This is a genomic window from Paenibacillus sp. SZ31, from assembly GCF_012912005.1.
GTDB lineage: Bacteria > Bacillota > Bacilli > Paenibacillales > Paenibacillaceae > Paenibacillus.
In genome coordinates, this window is sequence record NZ_JABBEA010000015.1 from 88584 (window position 1) to 105136 (window position 16553).

At 41.1% G+C, this 16553-nt stretch carries 16 protein-coding genes; 8 read left to right on the top strand and 8 right to left on the bottom strand.

Annotated features, from left to right (window positions below; genetic code table 11):
- Window positions 1-159: 159 nt before the first annotated feature.
- Window positions 160-732, bottom strand: coding sequence for a transcriptional regulator (locus HF638_RS23045; RefSeq protein ID WP_169482247.1), 573 nt, complete (start codon window positions 730-732; stop codon window positions 160-162).
- Window positions 733-930: 198 nt separating this feature from the next.
- Between HF638_RS23045 and HF638_RS23050 the strand changes: the two genes are divergently transcribed.
- From HF638_RS23050 to HF638_RS23075, 6 genes are all read left to right on the top strand, one after another.
- On the top strand, window positions 931-1806 hold the full coding sequence (locus HF638_RS23050; RefSeq protein ID WP_169482248.1) for a carbohydrate ABC transporter permease: 876 nt from the start codon (window positions 931-933) through the stop codon (window positions 1804-1806).
- 59 nt (window positions 1807-1865) lie between these two features.
- Entirely contained in the window at window positions 1866-2711 is an 846-nt protein-coding gene (locus HF638_RS23055) for a carbohydrate ABC transporter permease (RefSeq protein ID WP_348982125.1), read from the top strand.
- 81 nt (window positions 2712-2792) lie between these two features.
- Window positions 2793-4166, top strand: a complete 1374-nt coding sequence (locus tag HF638_RS23060; protein ID WP_169482249.1) for an ABC transporter substrate-binding protein — start codon at window positions 2793-2795, stop codon at window positions 4164-4166.
- A 95-nt stretch (window positions 4167-4261) separates the two neighbouring features.
- Window positions 4262-5032, top strand: coding sequence for an HAD family hydrolase (locus HF638_RS23065; protein ID WP_169482250.1), 771 nt, complete (start codon window positions 4262-4264; stop codon window positions 5030-5032).
- The gene (locus HF638_RS23070) at window positions 5029-5367 is read left to right on the top strand and encodes a DMT family transporter (RefSeq protein WP_051447260.1); all 339 of its coding nucleotides are present in this window, start codon (window positions 5029-5031) and stop codon (window positions 5365-5367) included. Before HF638_RS23065 ends, HF638_RS23070 begins: the two co-directional genes overlap by 4 nt.
- Window positions 5367-6455 carry a metallophosphoesterase family protein gene (locus HF638_RS23075; protein WP_169482251.1) on the top strand — a complete coding sequence of 363 codons (1089 nt, stop codon included), beginning with the start codon at window positions 5367-5369 and terminating at the stop codon, window positions 6453-6455. Before HF638_RS23070 ends, HF638_RS23075 begins: the two co-directional genes overlap by 1 nt.
- A 91-nt stretch (window positions 6456-6546) precedes the next feature.
- Here HF638_RS23075 and HF638_RS23080 read toward each other — a convergent pair whose 3' ends face one another.
- From HF638_RS23080 to HF638_RS23110, 7 genes are all read right to left on the bottom strand, one after another.
- Entirely contained in the window at window positions 6547-7926 is a 1380-nt protein-coding gene (locus HF638_RS23080) for a beta-barrel domain-containing protein (protein WP_169482252.1), read from the bottom strand.
- Window positions 7923-10160 carry a peptidase domain-containing ABC transporter gene (locus HF638_RS23085; RefSeq protein ID WP_169482253.1) on the bottom strand — a complete coding sequence of 746 codons (2238 nt, stop codon included), beginning with the start codon at window positions 10158-10160 and terminating at the stop codon, window positions 7923-7925. Before HF638_RS23085 ends, HF638_RS23080 begins: the two co-directional genes overlap by 4 nt.
- A 680-nt stretch (window positions 10161-10840) precedes the next feature.
- Window positions 10841-11026 (bottom strand): hypothetical protein, encoded by a 186-nt coding sequence (locus HF638_RS23090; protein WP_169482254.1) that lies wholly within the window; start codon window positions 11024-11026, stop codon window positions 10841-10843.
- A gap of 77 nt (window positions 11027-11103) precedes the next feature.
- The gene (locus tag HF638_RS23095; RefSeq protein ID WP_169482255.1) at window positions 11104-11361 is read right to left on the bottom strand and encodes a hypothetical protein; all 258 of its coding nucleotides are present in this window, start codon (window positions 11359-11361) and stop codon (window positions 11104-11106) included.
- Window positions 11362-11384: 23 nt separating this feature from the next.
- Window positions 11385-11654 carry a hypothetical protein gene (locus tag HF638_RS23100; protein ID WP_169482256.1) on the bottom strand — a complete coding sequence of 90 codons (270 nt, stop codon included), beginning with the start codon at window positions 11652-11654 and terminating at the stop codon, window positions 11385-11387.
- Between the two features lie 101 nt (window positions 11655-11755).
- Window positions 11756-12232, bottom strand: a complete 477-nt coding sequence (locus tag HF638_RS23105) for a GyrI-like domain-containing protein (protein WP_211175754.1) — start codon at window positions 12230-12232, stop codon at window positions 11756-11758.
- Window positions 12233-12500: 268 nt separating this feature from the next.
- Complete coding sequence (locus HF638_RS23110) at window positions 12501-13343, bottom strand: helix-turn-helix transcriptional regulator (RefSeq protein WP_169482257.1); 843 nt, start codon at window positions 13341-13343, stop codon at window positions 12501-12503.
- 331 nt (window positions 13344-13674) lie between these two features.
- On the opposite strand from HF638_RS23110, the gene lanKC reads away from it, so the two are divergent.
- Window positions 13675-16281, top strand: a complete 2607-nt coding sequence (lanKC, locus tag HF638_RS23115; protein WP_169482258.1) for a class III lanthionine synthetase LanKC — start codon at window positions 13675-13677, stop codon at window positions 16279-16281.
- 51 nt (window positions 16282-16332) lie between these two features.
- The gene (locus HF638_RS23120) at window positions 16333-16470 is read left to right on the top strand and encodes a class III lanthipeptide (RefSeq protein ID WP_169482259.1); all 138 of its coding nucleotides are present in this window, start codon (window positions 16333-16335) and stop codon (window positions 16468-16470) included.
- Window positions 16471-16553 lie beyond the last annotated feature (83 nt).

Sequence of the window (16553 nt, forward strand, 5' to 3'; positions counted from 1 at the left end):
AAAAGAGAACCCCTAATAATGGATAGGATATGACAGTATAATAGATATAATAAAAAAGAGCTGTTCCAAAAGCCATACATTGGCAAGGGACAGCTCCTTTTTGCGTTTAGTGTGACTCAACACACGAATCATAGCGGCGTTATTCCACCATGTAGTGAACTAATCTTTATTGGGTGTATGCGAAGCATTTTCGTAAAATTTACCGTCCCGCAATTGATCCACGAATCCTTGTAGCCAGACGTAATACTGCTCCGCATGTTGAAGTTTGTGCAGATCACGCAGTGCATCATCTCGATCTGCGGAAGAGGTATGTTCCGAAAGGATCATGGCCGAAAGGTCAGGGATGACCTCACGAATGCCTTCTAACATGACATCTACTTCCCGTTGGAGCTTGGCCCCGAAGAAATTCTGAAATGTACGATAAAAGTCGGTCTCAGCCAGATACTGATCCTGACGGTCCTTCTTTTCCTCCAGTTTATAGATCATCTGTGACTCCGTAAGCGAACGAACCGCATAGCTCATGTTGCTCTTACTCATATTCATCGAGGTTTTCATCTCTTCCAGTGTCATCGGTCGATCCTCAAAATACATGATGCCGTATAATTTGCCAAACGTATGATTAACTCCATACAGATCCATCGTATTAGCGATGGCCTCAATGACTCTCTCCCTCAGCGCATGCCGATCGGATAACGAAGAATGATTCGGGTTCCCGGCAGTTTCTTTTCCCACAATGTCACCTCTGGTTTATGATAGCGTTCCCACTAGCTGCCTCATATTTTACATGACTTGCTCTAATTTTAACATAACCCGGAATTAGAATTTTCAATACAAGTGTACAATCAATTTTGTACAGAAGAAATATAAAGCTGATTATACTTAAAAATTCCCAATCATTAAAGAAAAATTGGACAGTAAGGAGTGGGGGATTTGCGTTTAAAACTATGGAGGGAGTCTGAAGCGGTTCTATTCACGCTGCCAGCTCTAATCCCATTGCTGATCTTCTGGCTGGGACCTCTGGGATATATCGTTTATCTCAGTTTCACCGATTGGGACTTCATGAGCCCGGACAAGTTGTTCGTTGGATTGGACAATTACAGTTATCTGCTGACGAACTCTGAATTCTATCGATCACTGAAAGTCACCTTGTTATTCGGACTGGGGAGTGTAATTCCAACCATTGTGGGCGGATTGGCACTTGCGATGCTCATGAATAGCAAAATCAAATCATCCGGCATCTTCCGGACATTACTCTTCTCACCTTGGGTCACCCCGACAGTTGCGGTGTCCATTGCGTGGTCCTGGATCTTCGAGCCCGAAGTGGGACTTGCTAATCTCATGCTGGGCTGGGCTGGTGTATCTCCGATTGGCTGGTTGCGTGACGCGGACTGGGCATTGGTTGCCGTTCTCATCGTTACTCTTTGGAAGTCAATTGGGTGGGCGATGGTATTTTATCTGGTTGCACTACGAAATCTACCGTCCGATCTACTCGAAGCAGCTTCAATCGATGGGGCAAACAGTTGGGACAAGTTCAGAAGTATCACACTGCCACTGATCTCACCAACGACATTCTTTCTCTCGATTATTCTTACAATCCAGTCCTTGCAAGCCTATGACCAGATTAATGTCATGACGCAGGGCGGACCGGCGGGATCAACGAGAACGTTGCTGTACATGTATTACCAGTCTGCATTCGAATCCTTTAACGTAGGTGAAGCTTCGTCCATTGCCGTTGTGATTATTCTGATCTGCGTGTTGCTATCGGGAGTATCCTTCCTGCTTGGCAGACGTCTGGTGCACTACTAATGACAATGACATTGCCCAACAAAAAGTCTAAACGGATGAAGCGCAAGGAGTTGCAGAACGTGTCACATACCAATTTTAAAATAAGTAAATTGATCCGCTATCTCCTGTTAGCCGTTATCGCGCTGGGTACAGCATTTCCCTTCTATTGGATGGTCATTAGCGGATTCAAAACCAATGATGAGATCTGGCAGTTCCCGCCGACCTTCTGGCCGGAGACATTCCTGTGGAGCAACTATGTAGACGCCTGGAATGCGGCACCATTTGCCCGTTACATCCTGAACAGTACCGGGGTAGCATTAGCCATCTGTCTATTTCAGATCGTCAACTCCAGTATGATGGCGTACGCCCTGACACATATGAAATTCCGTCTCAAAGGTGTACTGACATCCCTGATTCTGGTGGGTTATATGATACCGAGTACAGCCGTGTATCTGCCTAGTTACCTGGTGCTTAGCGAACTTAACCTGTTGGATTCCTACACAGGCTTAATTGTATCCAACTGTGTCAGCGTGTTCTCAATCTTCCTGATCCGGCAGGCGTTCATGCAGGTATCTCATGAATTGGTAGAAGCCGGACAACTGGACGGTGCATCTCACTTCCGGATTCTCTGGACGATTATCACGCCGCTTGTTCGCTCAAGCTTCGCCGTGATGGTTCTGATTACGTTCATTGAACAATACAACAACTATTTCTGGCCTATGCTCATCACCAAAGACCCTGACCTGCAGCTGGTATCGGCTGGTCTGCGCAGCTTCTTTGTAGAAGGTGGGGCATATGGATTGGCTTGGCCACAGATTATGGCTGCGAGTGCCTTCACGATCGCACCACTACTTATTCTCTTCCTGTTCACCCAGAAGACCATCATGCAGAGCGTGAATATCACGGCTGGTGTGAACAAGAACTGATATGCACTACCTTGTAATACTGCATCCATCCAGATGCACCGTGTCAACACCAACATTTCACCTAAAACGGGAGGAACGACAATGAATTGGAGTCAGACAAGCATGACATGGAAAAAGAGATTGAGGTTGAACTGGAAGGGTGGTATGTCGCTGGTACTCGCGACTAGCTTTGCGCTACTGACCGCTTGTGGAACACAAGCACCCGCAGAATCAAGCACGACGGCTGCTGCCAGTGGAACCGAAGCTCAGGTGAAAGATCCGGTGGAGATTGAATTCTGGTATGGTCTGGGTGGTAATCTGGGCGATAACATGAAAAAAACGATTGATGCGTTCAACGCCTCCCAGAACGAAGTCGTTGTGAAGGGAATTGTACAAGCAGATTACACGGAGACGGAGCAGAAGCTGCAAGCAGCGATTGCTTCCAAGAAGGTTCCGGCCGCTGTACTGAGTGCTAACATAGACTGGGCGCGCAAAGGATACTATGCACCGATGGATGAGATGATCGCGGCGGACCCGAATTTTAAGAAAGACGATTTCATTCAGACGTTCCTGAACCAAGGGGAAGTGGATGGTAAGCAATTCTTCCTACCTATGTATGGAACGACCCAAATCATGTATTACCGCATGGATACATTCAAAGAGAATGGAATCGATCCAGCGAGTCTAACAACATGGGAAGCGTTGGCTGAAGCAGCAGCGAAGATGAGTAAGCAAGAGAATGGCAAGACAACTTTCTCTGGCTGGCAACCGATGTGGGGTAAAGACAACATGATTGATGCCGTATTGGGTAAGGGCGGTCAGATTCTTAGCGACGATGGCAAAACTGTCATGGTTGACTCCCCAGAGTGGATCGAGACATGGGACCTGTTCCGTAAATGGATTAACGAAGACAAAATCATGGGCATCGAGTATGGTGGTCAAGGTTGGGAATATTGGTACAAAACGATTGATAATGTGATGAAAAACAAAGCAGCAGGTTACACCGGATCTAGTGGTGACCAAGGTGACTTGGACTTTAGCGTAGTCGCTGCGATGCAACAACCAGGTTGGGAAGGCATTGGTGAAGGTAAACCGGTAGCGAATGCCATTTTGGCAGGTATTCCGGCAGCAGCGAGTCCAGAGCAACAACAAGCTGCTTATAAATGGTTTACGTATTTCTCTGAGACGTCCAACACAGCTTCATGGTCCATGAATACCGGATATATTGCAGTGCGTCAATCGGCTCAACAAGATCCAGAGTTCATGAAATTCAGTGAGGAAAATCCACAGATCACTGTACCACTGCAACAAGCAGCTCACGCATCAGCTCCATTCCAGGATCCAACGGGTGGCAAAATCAACGATGCATTGAAAGATGCAGCTGATAAAGTACAGATCAATAATATGCCAGCTGAACAAGCGCTGAAGGAAGCGAAAGAGAAAGCGCAGAAAGAACTGGATCGTGTAACGAAATAATAAACGTATACAGGCAAGTGAATCAAGCGAAAGGGGCGGTACATGCTGTGCCGTCCTTTCCGTTTATACAAGATCGCAGACAAGGAGTTTAACCAATGCAAGATGAGACGTATGTGGACGGATTACCGAATCCGACTGAAGCTGTTTTGTTCGATAAGGATGGAACATTACTTGATTTTACGGGCATGTGGGGGTTCTGGACCGATTGTGTGTTGAACGACTTCAGAGACCAGTTGGCGACCCGGGGACTTCGTATTAACACAGATGAACTTCCGCAGATCTGGGGAACTTTCCACGATGACCAAGGCCGAATGAATGGGTATGACGTCCGGGGGCCACTGGCCATGGGCACAATGGATGAAGTGTACGCCGTACTGACGTGGCATGGATATCGTGCGGGTCTCAGCTGGGCGGAAGCCAAGATCATGGTTCGGGAGTGTTTGGCGCAAGCAGAGGAAGAGATGGAGAAACATCGTCCGGCACGTCCGTTACCGGGAGTTCGAGAATTCCTTGAACAGTGCCGTACCGAAGGCGTGGTTATGGGTGTCGTGACGGCAGATGATACACCTAGTGCAGTCAAGCACTTGCAGTGGATGGGGCTGGATTCCTTCTTTGACGTGGTGATTGGCACAGATCTGGTGGAGCGGGGGAAACCTTTTCCCGATATGCTTCTACTTGCTTGTGAACGGTTAGGTGTATCTGTGCAGCATACGGTGGTCATTGGAGATACGGACGGAGACATGGAGATGGCACGAACCGCTGGTGCGGGGTACAGGATTGGGATTGGCGAACCGGGAAAAATCCGCTTGGCGGATAGAACGATTCAATCGTTCCATGAATTGCTGAATGGTGGGTTGAATCGATGACGAACAGTCACGCTTACTTGGGCTGGGTTCTGTTGGCTCTGGCCATCGGACTAGAGTTGAGTGCTACTATTTTGCTAAAAGTATCGGATGGATTCTCACGGTTATGGCCTTCGGTGTTGATGTTTGTTTGTTATGGAGCAAGCTTTACGTTCCTCAACTTTGCAGTGAAGTATATGCCGCTGGCTGTAGCCTATGCGATCTGGTCTGGGGTCGGCATTACGCTCATTGGCGTCGTAGGGCATTACTATTTCGGTGAACGTCTGCGGCTCACGTCGATGGTATGGATCGGTTTTATTCTGATTGGCATTATTGGACTGAAATGGAGTGATTCTTGATGGGAAATAAACATATCTCTGAGCAACCTCTTGCCAGCTTTCAGGTCATTACGGACACACATGTGCGGGATGAGGCAGATCATATTCATAACCGGCATCTGGAGCAAGCGTTAGCCGACATAGCTACGTTCAGTGAGGGTAGTAGCGGAATCATGCATGTGGGCGATGTGACGGATCGAGGGCTGCCGAGCGAATATCGTGAGTTGCAACGTATATGGAAGCAACATGCGAAGAACTTGCCGGACATCCGTTACACGGTAGGGAATCATGATATTGGAGCCGTGGTATGGCAAGATCCGCCGATCATTTTGCTCGAGATGAAAGAGGATGAAGTAGCCAAGTTGTTGGAGCAAGAAGCAGACATGGAGCTAGTCAAAAAACAAACCGCTGCTGAATCAGCTGCACTGATTGAGCAGCTATCCGGCGGAACCTATACGTTGTCTGCTGCGCCTTTGGAGCAGGTGGGCCAAGATATCTCAGACGAAGCTGCATCCATTACGGTCGCCGGGTTATGGCAACGTCGATTAAGTGATTTTGAAGGGACAACAGGCATGATAGGCTCTTACCACGATCATTGGATTGATGGGTATCATTATATTTTCCTGGGCACCGAGCAACCTCATCCGAAGGATTGCGATATGTCGGCTGAACAGTTGGAGTGGCTAGAGTCGAAATTGTCTGAGCGAGCAACGCCGAATCAACCCATCTTTCTCTTCTTGCACCAGCCGCTTATGGATACGGTAGCTGGATCATTGAAGGAACAGGGATGGTATGGTGTGAATCAGGATGTGGAACTCAAGGCCGTTCTGGCTAAATACCCGCAAGCGATCCTCTTCTCGGGCCATACCCACTGGCAATTGGAGGCACAGCATACGATGTACGATGGTGCAGGCCACATGCCAACCATGTTCAATGCGTCGTCTGTAGGTTATCTATGGACGGATCAGGATGAACATTTGGAAGGCAGTGAAGGGCTTCATGTGGAGATTTATAGGGATCGAGTGGTTGTGAAGGGACGGAACTTTGTTACGAGCAAATGGATCGAGGGTGCTGAGTTTACGGTGCGTTATCCTGTGAAGGGTAGTTAAATAAAGATATTAGTTGAATAAGTAAATAAGACTATCGAGATATTCTCGATAGTCCCGATGAGTCGCTCAGAAGGGCGGCTCTTTTATTAAGTTATTTAGTCCAAAAATCCATTTTCTCTAAGAGCCATTGTAGTGCTGACTTCTGCTCCGTTATAATAAGAGCTTCCGTTTGCATACCTGATTTGATCTGTTCCTGCTGACCAAGGGCATCTTTTAGTTGTATTGATTCAAGAGAGGCCTCCACCACGTAATAAGTGGAACCATCTTGAGGGTTTACTAAAGCATCGCTACTAATGGAATCTATTTTGCCAAGGACAGAACCGTACTCTTCTAAGGGGAAGGCGGCAAAATGAAAACGCACAGGATCTCCTTCATGTATTCTTCCAATATCTTGATGATTCATAGCAATTTGAATGGAATAAATCGTATTATTTACGGGAACGACATCCATGACTTGCAATCCTTCCTGGATAAGCTGTCCTTCACCTACTTCGTTTATGGTATTGATAACTCCTGAGGTAGGTGCTGTGGCCGTATATTTATCCAGACTGGAACGAATTGTATTAATTTGGCTATGGAGTTCCTTTTTCCGTTTTCGTAACTCATCAACGCTATCCTGCAACTGAACGTACAAGTCAGATTCTTGTTTTTTTAGCGTTTGTTTTTGCTTCAGTGCATCTTCTAACTCGGACTGTATTGTGTATCGAAATTCACTTTGATTAGTTTCCATTTGTAGCTTGTTCGTTTTTAGCTTTTCTGTAGCCGCATTCGTGGTGAGTTCATCACCGTTAAAGATCGATCGTTTGTACTCTTCCTGAATTTGTGTTTCAGCCAATGTATTCTGAGATACCTTTAGGCTATAGTTCTCATATCGTTCATATTCCACGGAACCAGAGATTAAATAATTTCTTCCGTAATTAAGACTTTTGAGCAGGAGCCGTTTATTTGCAATGGTTTTATCCGTTTCAACCTGATCAGCAATCGTTTTGGAAATATCCAATTCTAACTTGTTTTGTACTGGATTATCATTAGCAAGCAGAGCACTTACCGTCTTGTTCGGCTTCATCGTCCCATCACCTGAAGAAAGTGCTTTAGAGAGTTGTTCAAGTCCCGCCAATCGTTGTGCTGCTTCTTTGTAATCATTTTGTAAACGAGTCTTGTCGACTTTGAGGGTTCCTGTTTGAATAGAAAATAGCTTATCACCGGCTTTAACTTGTTGACCTTGTTGAACATATATTTTGGAGACACTTCCTGTAGCCTTGTTCACTATTTTGGAAATTTTCTCGTTAGGTTTGACTACTCCAGGAGCTTTAACAACTACGTCGATCTGTGCTTTCCAGCTCCAGATAAATGCAATGACCAATACTAACGTCAGTAGTATAAGAAACCAACTAATAAATGCAGGTGATCTCTTCTCCAACATTTCCCTGCTGTCTCTTAACTCCTCAGGATTTAGAAGTTTAAGACTCATACCATCGCCCCCGTGTGTTCCAGTTTAGGCGGAGTAAGACTCTCTTCCTGTGCATTCTTAGTATCAATTCCAGGTAATTGATCTTTCCAAAGCTCGTAATATCTTCCTCGTTGCTGTAGCAGTTGATCATGTGTTCCGGCCTCTACCACAGTACCTTTGTCCATTACAAAGATCCGATCACAGCGCATAACCGTACTCAAGCGGTGAGCAATAATGATCATCGTCATATCATCTAGACTATGTATTGTATCCGATACGGCCTTTTCCGTGGTGGTATCCAGATTACTGGTTGCCTCATCCAAAATCAGAATGTCAGGTTTGGTAAGTAATGCGCGTGCCAAAGCCAAGCGTTGACGTTGTCCTCCTGATAGATTGGATGCATTCTCTTCAAGATTTGTCTGATACCTCATAGGCAATTGATTAATAAAATCATGAGCACTTGCTTGCTTTGTTGCTTCAATGATATCAGCCATTTCAATCTCGGATGTTGCTCCCATGGCAAGGTTATCTCTAATCGTTCCGCTGAAGAAAAATGTCTGTTGTGGGATATAACTTATTTTCTGTCGAAGCGACTCGATAGATATGTCTTTTATATTATTCTCAGAAATCAATAGTTCTCCCTTTTCCGCCTCATAGAAACGAAGTAATAGTTTAACGAGAGTTGTCTTACCAGAACCACTCTCTCCTACCAGCGCAACTTTCTCTCCTCTTTCAACATGTAGATCAACACCATTCAGGATGGATTGTCTTGTTCCATATCGGAAATGCACATCTTTGAAGTCGATAGATCCCTTTAGTGACGCTGGTTTAATATTGCGGCTATCAGATTCCTTTTTTTCAGGCTCCAGATCCATAATTTCTGTTAACCGATCTGCCGCGACCACAGCCGTTTGAAGTGAAGATTGCAGGTTAATCAGGTTTAAAATAGGATTTATAAAGTATGCAAGCAAAGCATTAAATGTGATAAGTTGTCCCATGGTTAATTGTCCCTTTAAGACTTCGTTAGCTCCGATCCAAAGGATAACAATCCCGCTGACTCCCTGAAGAGCACCTTTCAAAGTGGACTGAAAGTTGTTGGAAAAACCAAATTTAAAGAAAGTACGTAACAATTTAGTGAATTTCTTTTCGGTTTCCAAGTTAGCTTCTCTTTCAGCCTGATAAGCTTTAAGAGTCTCAATACCATTGACTGATTCGACAATATATGAAGTAAGTTCTGCATTCTGTTCCATCTGCTCACGGTTTTGTCTCTCAAACGTGCGATGAAATCCCCAGACAATTAGCGCATACAGCGGTATCATAATTGCCGTTATACCGAAGAGGAAAGAATTCTGAGTATATAGGATGATTCCTCCTGCAATAACCATCAGAGAATCAATCATAATGGTCAGAGCTGCACTGGATATTGCGTCTCTAACCTTGGACGCATCCATAAGTCGTGAGATGATTTCACCTGTTTTCCGGGTCTCAAAAAAGGAGAGAGGTAATCTAAGTACATGGTAGTAGTATCCAAGTATTAAGGAGATGTCGAGTTTTTGACTTAAATATAATAATAAATGACTTCTAAAGGCATTTAATAATGTCTGCAGTAGGGTCAGTATAATAACACCGATTGAAATCCATTGTAAGGTCTGCTCTAGCCTATAAGGAACGATGGAATCAAGTAAGAACTTAAAGTAAAATGCGCCCAGGATGCCTAGAGTCGTATATAGCAATGACGCAAAAAAGATCCCAAACAACATTCGCTTCTGTGGGAGTAATAGAGTGAAGAAACGTGATAAAGCGCCCTGCGTTTCATCTTTTTTCTGAAATTGTGCGGTCGGAACCATAAAAATAAGGATGCCTGTCCAAATTTTAAAAAACTCTTCAGGACTATAATTTACAATCCCTTTTGCCGGGTCAGCTATAATTACTTTTTTCTTTGTGATTTTATGTATGACTACATAATGGAGAAGTTTCTGATCAATAACTACATGAGCGATACATGGGAGTGGGAAGTCACTAAAGAACGACTCTTGGCTACCCTTGACACCTTTTGCTGAAAAACCTAATTGTTCAGCAGCTTTTATTAAGCCTAACGCGTTAGTTCCGTATTTGTCTGTACCGGCAGTTTCTCTAATTCGTGTAAGGGGGATTTTTAGCCCATAATGCCGAGAGATGGTTGCTAAACATGCTGCACCGCAGTCTTTTTCATCATATTGTTTTTGAGCTGTATATCGTACTCTTAGTAAAGACATATGACCTCCATAAAAAGTGAGATAATCGTAATAATGTATAGGTAAATCTGGTTTGAACATTTGTCTCAATTTTTTTGCTCATTACGAGGCAAGTCCTCATTGTATTTATCCGTACAACAAATCACCTGTAGCAGACGAAGCTAGATTTGTAATTAGATATGTTATCTATATACTCTTTATTTTATATATATCTATATTGTTAATAAAATATCCTATATAGGATATTGTAGCTTCAATTTTAATTAAATTTTTGGATGTACAATAACTTTAATATAAACAACGTGCAGGATCTTGGTAAGAGCTGAGAGCATTTCCAGCATGCTAAAGAGCATAGAATACAAAAATATACCGCTAAAATGCGCAGCTGCGGTATTATAGGTGGAGAGAATTACTCCCGTAGTTTGATTTTCTCTTTTCAATTGGAGGAGGCTACCTATTCTAATCATTCAGAAGTGTTGTAAATTATCAAATGGGCAATTTCGATTGCAAGGAGAGAGGGGGAAGAAACTAAGAAACTACTGATTTCTCTTGTTTAGCCCAATCGGGAACTTTAATCAAATCTGTAGGAAACTTGTTATTAATTTTCAGTTCCCGCTGTTTCACGCATTCTAGGATCAGGATATCAAATACATTACAGTTTGCATATAATAGCTAAACAGGTAGCACTGCAATCCTTGACGTCATTTTTTGATGTTTTTCATTTCTGTCGTATAAGCAACAACTTGAATAATAAGCGCAATTATTATAATGACAAACATTACTCCAACTAATGGTGATTTAGTAGTTAGATAGTTAATTACAGATGTAATAGCACATAGAATAGATAGTAGCAGAGATACTCTTAAAGTTTTAATTTTTTTCTCCATTAGATTTATTACCCCCGAAAAAGATTGTGCAAGAAGTTTATTAATACTCTTCTTGCACATAAATGTATTAAATATAGTTATTTCCAGTTTGAAGCGATACTTACAGCACCAGAACCGATAGCTCCTAATCCAAGTGTTATAGCTGCTGCTCCTGCAAATTTGGTAGCCCCTGTAGGTTCGGGAACAGCCAAAGCTGCAACTCCTCCAACAATCCCAGCTACTCCTGCAACTACCTCAGCTGCACCACCAATTACTCCCCAAATACCACCTGCATTTATGTCCGACAATGCGGATTCATTTAATTCAATAAAACCATGGGCAATAGATAATTCCATTTTTTTACCTCTTCTCTGTCAAATTATTTTTTTGTAGCGTAGTCTAACATGTATGAACCTGCTGACACCATAGAAGATGCTGCGCCAATACCAGCTGCTACTCCTGCCACTGGTGTAGCAGCACTAGCACCGATACCTGCAATTATGCCCACAACTGGAGCAGCTCCAATGAAAATGGATCCAGTTGCTCCAACAACGGCTTTCCAAATGTCTCCACCACCATCAACAAACATCATTTCATCACTTGAAAGTTCGATAAAATGATTATTATTCATTATCAGTGCATTTGTCATTTTAAATCCCCTTTTTATTTACTAGAATTATATATTTCAACTGTATGCCTGACGCATAGGCTAGCACTGCACATCAAACAAAATACAGGTAAAATCAAAAACTATAGAATTGATGGGTTAACTCCTATATAAACATCTACAATCATATCATCCATTGATTGTCCGGGCTCTAAGTCAATAACATTCACATTATAAGCTACGGTTATTGGTTCCAGACCCTTCTGGCTAATATATTGATTTAGCTCGTTGTATGTATCCTGTAATGTATTAGGATTTCCCTTATGCCTCGCATAAACTGCGTTCATTAGATGGAAAATCTCTTTAAATTTATATTTTTCATCTAATTTTGCAGGCTGATCTAGTGGAACCAAAATCTCTGTATCCAAGATTGGCTGTTCATTTGATTGTTCAATTGCAAAGGTGGCAGTTACAAGAGGACCATTTTTTTTAAGACTATTCTGTTCAAGGAATTTACCGATATTCATAAATTCCTGTTGTATTTCTGCCTGAGTCATTTTCTTTCTTAGAGATAATACATTCTCAATTTTAAACTCTTTTTCTATTTCGATTATTCTCATATGTAAGTATAATTCCCTTCAATTAAGAATGAATTTTGGCTATTAGTCCACAACTGTAGAAGGGTATCAGAATAATATCAAACCTTGGCAGTAATGTCTCTTTTTTACTATAAACGGTATTCTTCAACTCTTCTTGTTACTTTAAGAAATATTTTAATTAATTTAATGATTTTTGGAAACTACCCTTTAGGGTAGTTTTTAGAATCGTATGTTGCCCGAGTGTAAATAGCCTTTTGTAGACCACATCTTTATAGCACGGAATGGATTATTAACTCTTATCAACTCCAGATAGAATTACTTTTTTCACGAACTCAACCTGATGTTTCACTCCTACCTTTTCATAGATATGTTTCACATGGAAACGAACTGTTTCTTCCGAGATAGTAAGCATTTGAGCGATTTTGGAACGACTCTGGCCTTCCAGCCAGCAATAAGCTACTTCCTTTTCTCTATTTGTCAACTGAAAGTCCTCCAATTTCCGGTTGATTCGCTTCTTTCGCGCAATGGGATCCCTCCATTCCAAATGCTCCTCGATATTACATATGATCTTCTCAAGCAGTGGTACAGCAAAGATCACATCTTCGGCCGAATCAAAGGATATGGCCAGATAACCGAGAACTTTTCTCTCTACTTGGATAGGGGTAGAGATGGAGGACCAAGAGGAAAATAACGTGTGACTATGTTCTTTCCCTTGTACTACTGCAATTTTCCCGGATTCCATCGCAATAGAAATAGCATTGATTCCTAAGTTTTTCATGTTAAATTGTGTTCCCGGTGTTATATAGTGCTTCTTCAAATCATTCAACTGCTGGGGGGAAGCATATAATTGCAAACACATCCCTTCATCATCTGTCAATATAAACAAATGAGACGGGACGACTAATGTACTTATACTTTCTAATTCCGTTTGCGTCGCTTTTAGTAAATCGGCATGTTTATCCAATTTTTGACTGAGTTCCGGCCCTTCTGTTTTGGTGCTGAAACTGAGAGTTAATGACTTACATCGTGACTCTTGAAAAACGCAATCCCACTGTTCTCGCTGCTGTTTTGAATACTCTTGGAGAGAAGTCCAGGGGTGTCGGACAATTTCACTATCACGAAAGAAATTCATGTGGAACACTTCCCTTATTAAAGCATATTTTCTATACCCACTCTTCCAAATTCCGTATCATATAAATTAGATCATTTTATGTAATATAATTTCTATATCCAGTACTGGATATAGAAAAGTAATGATACTAATTTATAATTCGAATTATCAATAATTTGAAGTTTTAATTAGATGGTTTCAGCATCTAAAGAAATTAGAAGTTTCATGAAATTCCATAATTTTATTATTATTTAGCTCGTGCTGAGCTGGCTTTTATAATGGACGGATTGTCAAACCGAGTGTGACAGTGCATGTGAGCGTGGTTGATATTCAAAGAAAAAGAGGTTTTTTAATGGAAGGTAATATGTTGTATCATCAGTATTTGAAGCCGAAGTCTGAATATTACGGCAAACAAGAGTTAAATGAAAAATCTAATGAGTATGAACTAAATAAAGTACCTCATACATATGCTGTACTATCAACAAGTGAATCTGTTTGGAAGCAATATCATGTTAGGAATAAATTCCTTCCAGAGCAAGGATGGAAAATTCATGTAACTTCATCTTTTGAAGAATCGCAGAACTTACTGGATAAGGTTGCGCAGCTATGTCTAGATAAGAATATTGACTTCAAGCACTTGAAGAATAAACAAAGCTTTATTAAGGTGAATTCAAAGAATGCTAATCGTGCTACTTCTGGTAAGTTTATAACAATATATCCTATTAGTAACGAAGAATTTGTTGAATTGCTAGATATGATTTCATTAATAACTCAGGATTTTAAAAAGGGACCCTATATTCTCAGTGATAGAAGATGGAAGGCTAGTAATGTGTTCTATAGGTATGGAGGATTTAGTAAAGTTCTCAATGAACATGGTGAATATTGTATTAGAGATGAGAAAGGTAATTTAATCATAGATCAAAGAACACCCTTTTACCAAGTTCCTGACTTTGTAAAAGATTTTGACGAATATCTTAATACCATTAACCTTTCTGATGATTCAGAAACAAACAAGGAAAGTCATTTAAAGCGGTATAAGATTGAAACTGCTCTTAGTTATAGTAACGCTGGAGGCGTATATTTAGCTCATCGAAAGCACGATAATATGAAAGTGATCATTAAGGAAGCTAGACCCAATGCTGGTTTAGATGGGATATGTCAAGATGCTTTAGCAAGACAAACTAACGAATACGACGCTTTAAAAACGCTCCAGAATGTAACGGGTGTTGTTGATTTCATTGAATACTTCCAAGAATGGGAACACTACTTTTTGGTAGAAGAATTCATTGAAGGCCGAGATTTAAGACAATGGCTTGCGCGATATTTTCCATTCTTTGAGGGCAGTGAGGGTATGAATAACTATGCTCGAAAAGTGAAGAAAATACTATTGCAACTGCTATCTATAATAGAAGAAATGCATAATAGTGGAATCGCTATGGGTGATTTGCAACCAGCGAATGTGATGGTAAGGGAAGACTTAAGTGTTAGGATAATTGATTTTGAAACTGCCATGCCTGTAAACTCTGAAAACAAGCCCAATATGGCTACATTGGGATTTTCCTCTCAGGAAATGAAGGTTAATGGGGCAAGAGATTGGTATGGATTGAAGAGGTTGGTCAGGTATTTAGCACTTCCAGTTTTAACTTCAGAAGACTTGGATGTGTATCTGCAAAGTAATCATCTTCGATGGATAAAGGAAAACTATGAAAGTTCATTTTATCATTTCATTGAAGATATACAAAAAAAATGTAATGAGAAAATTAGATTTTATCAAGACTGTATTTCTAAAGAATCTAATCTAGAATATGAGAAAAACGAGTTTAACGTGTCTTATATAATCAATAGTTTGATTAAAGGGATTATTAATAATTTTACAGAAGATGAGAGATTAATTAATGGAGATATTCGTCAGTATGAGATGAGGGGCGGCAAGTTTAACTTTTTAACTGGGGGCAGTGGTGCTGCTTTCACACTCCATAAAGTTGATTCCAGTACTTCAGAAGTGAATGATTGGATTGAAAATGTTCTGTTAGACAATTTATCACAAGTTGAAGGTAATGGATTACTTACTGGTAGAACTGGAATATTGGCAATGCTCTATAATCAAGGTTATACAAAAGTGGTCTTAAATGATTTGAAGCTATTAAAAGATAGTATTAGTGAGACTAATATTACTTTACGATCAGGTCTTTCAGGTATTGGGTTGTTCGTTATTAGTGTATATTTTGAAACTGGAAATATGGAATACTTACAGTTTGCAAAAGACATTGCTAAGTTAATTGATGTTAATAAAAAGAAAAAAACGTCATTAAAAGTTAATGACTGGATGACGGTAGAAATAGGATTAATTGATGGCTTATCTGGCGTAGCGCTGTTTTATTCTGCGCTGTACTCAGCTACCAACAGTAAAGAGTATTTGGAAAAGGCTAAGTCATTACTTGAAGAAGATCTGATGAAGACTAAAGTAGATGATATGTCCGGCGTATTACAAACATTTGATCAAAGAAATCGTCTGTTGCCCTATCTTTCTGGAGGTTCAATTGGAATTGCTATTTCCATTTGGTTCTTCAACCATGTGAGTGGACAAGAGCTGTACAGGGAAGAGATGGAGGCAATTTTAAAATTATCAAAGATTCGTTCCACGATTAGCGGTAGCTTGTTTGATGGTGCGGGAAGCTTTCTTTTATTGCCATGTATGGTGGAAAACGGCGAAGCTCGAGAAAAAATTCTTGCCGATGTATTGAGTTTACTTAATATCTTCATAATCAAAAAGGATAGTTACTACGTATATCCAGGGCAATTTTCTTATAGATTAGCTGATGATGTGTATACAGGTAGTTCAGGGATAATATTAGCATTATTGGGGATCGTCAAAAATAATCCACTCTACTGGTTACCACTTGTCAACACAGATAATTTCCTGGAAAGAACGAAAGCCAAGACGGTATCAGAAAATTGAGGGAAATAAATATCAATACATTTACATTACTAAAATAAGGAGGTGAAAAGAATGAACGAAGTATTGGAATTGCAAAAATTAGCGCATAACACAGACGATAAAGGTCAAGATGTAGAGGCAGCATTTACATGGCCTATTTCAACAATTACCACTGGCCAGCTCTCAACAGTATGTATTATTAATAATTAAATGAGTCTCTAATATTAAATAAGCTGTTGCTTAGCTGAAAAATCAGCTAAGCAACAGCTTATTTATCTTCGGTGTGTCATCCA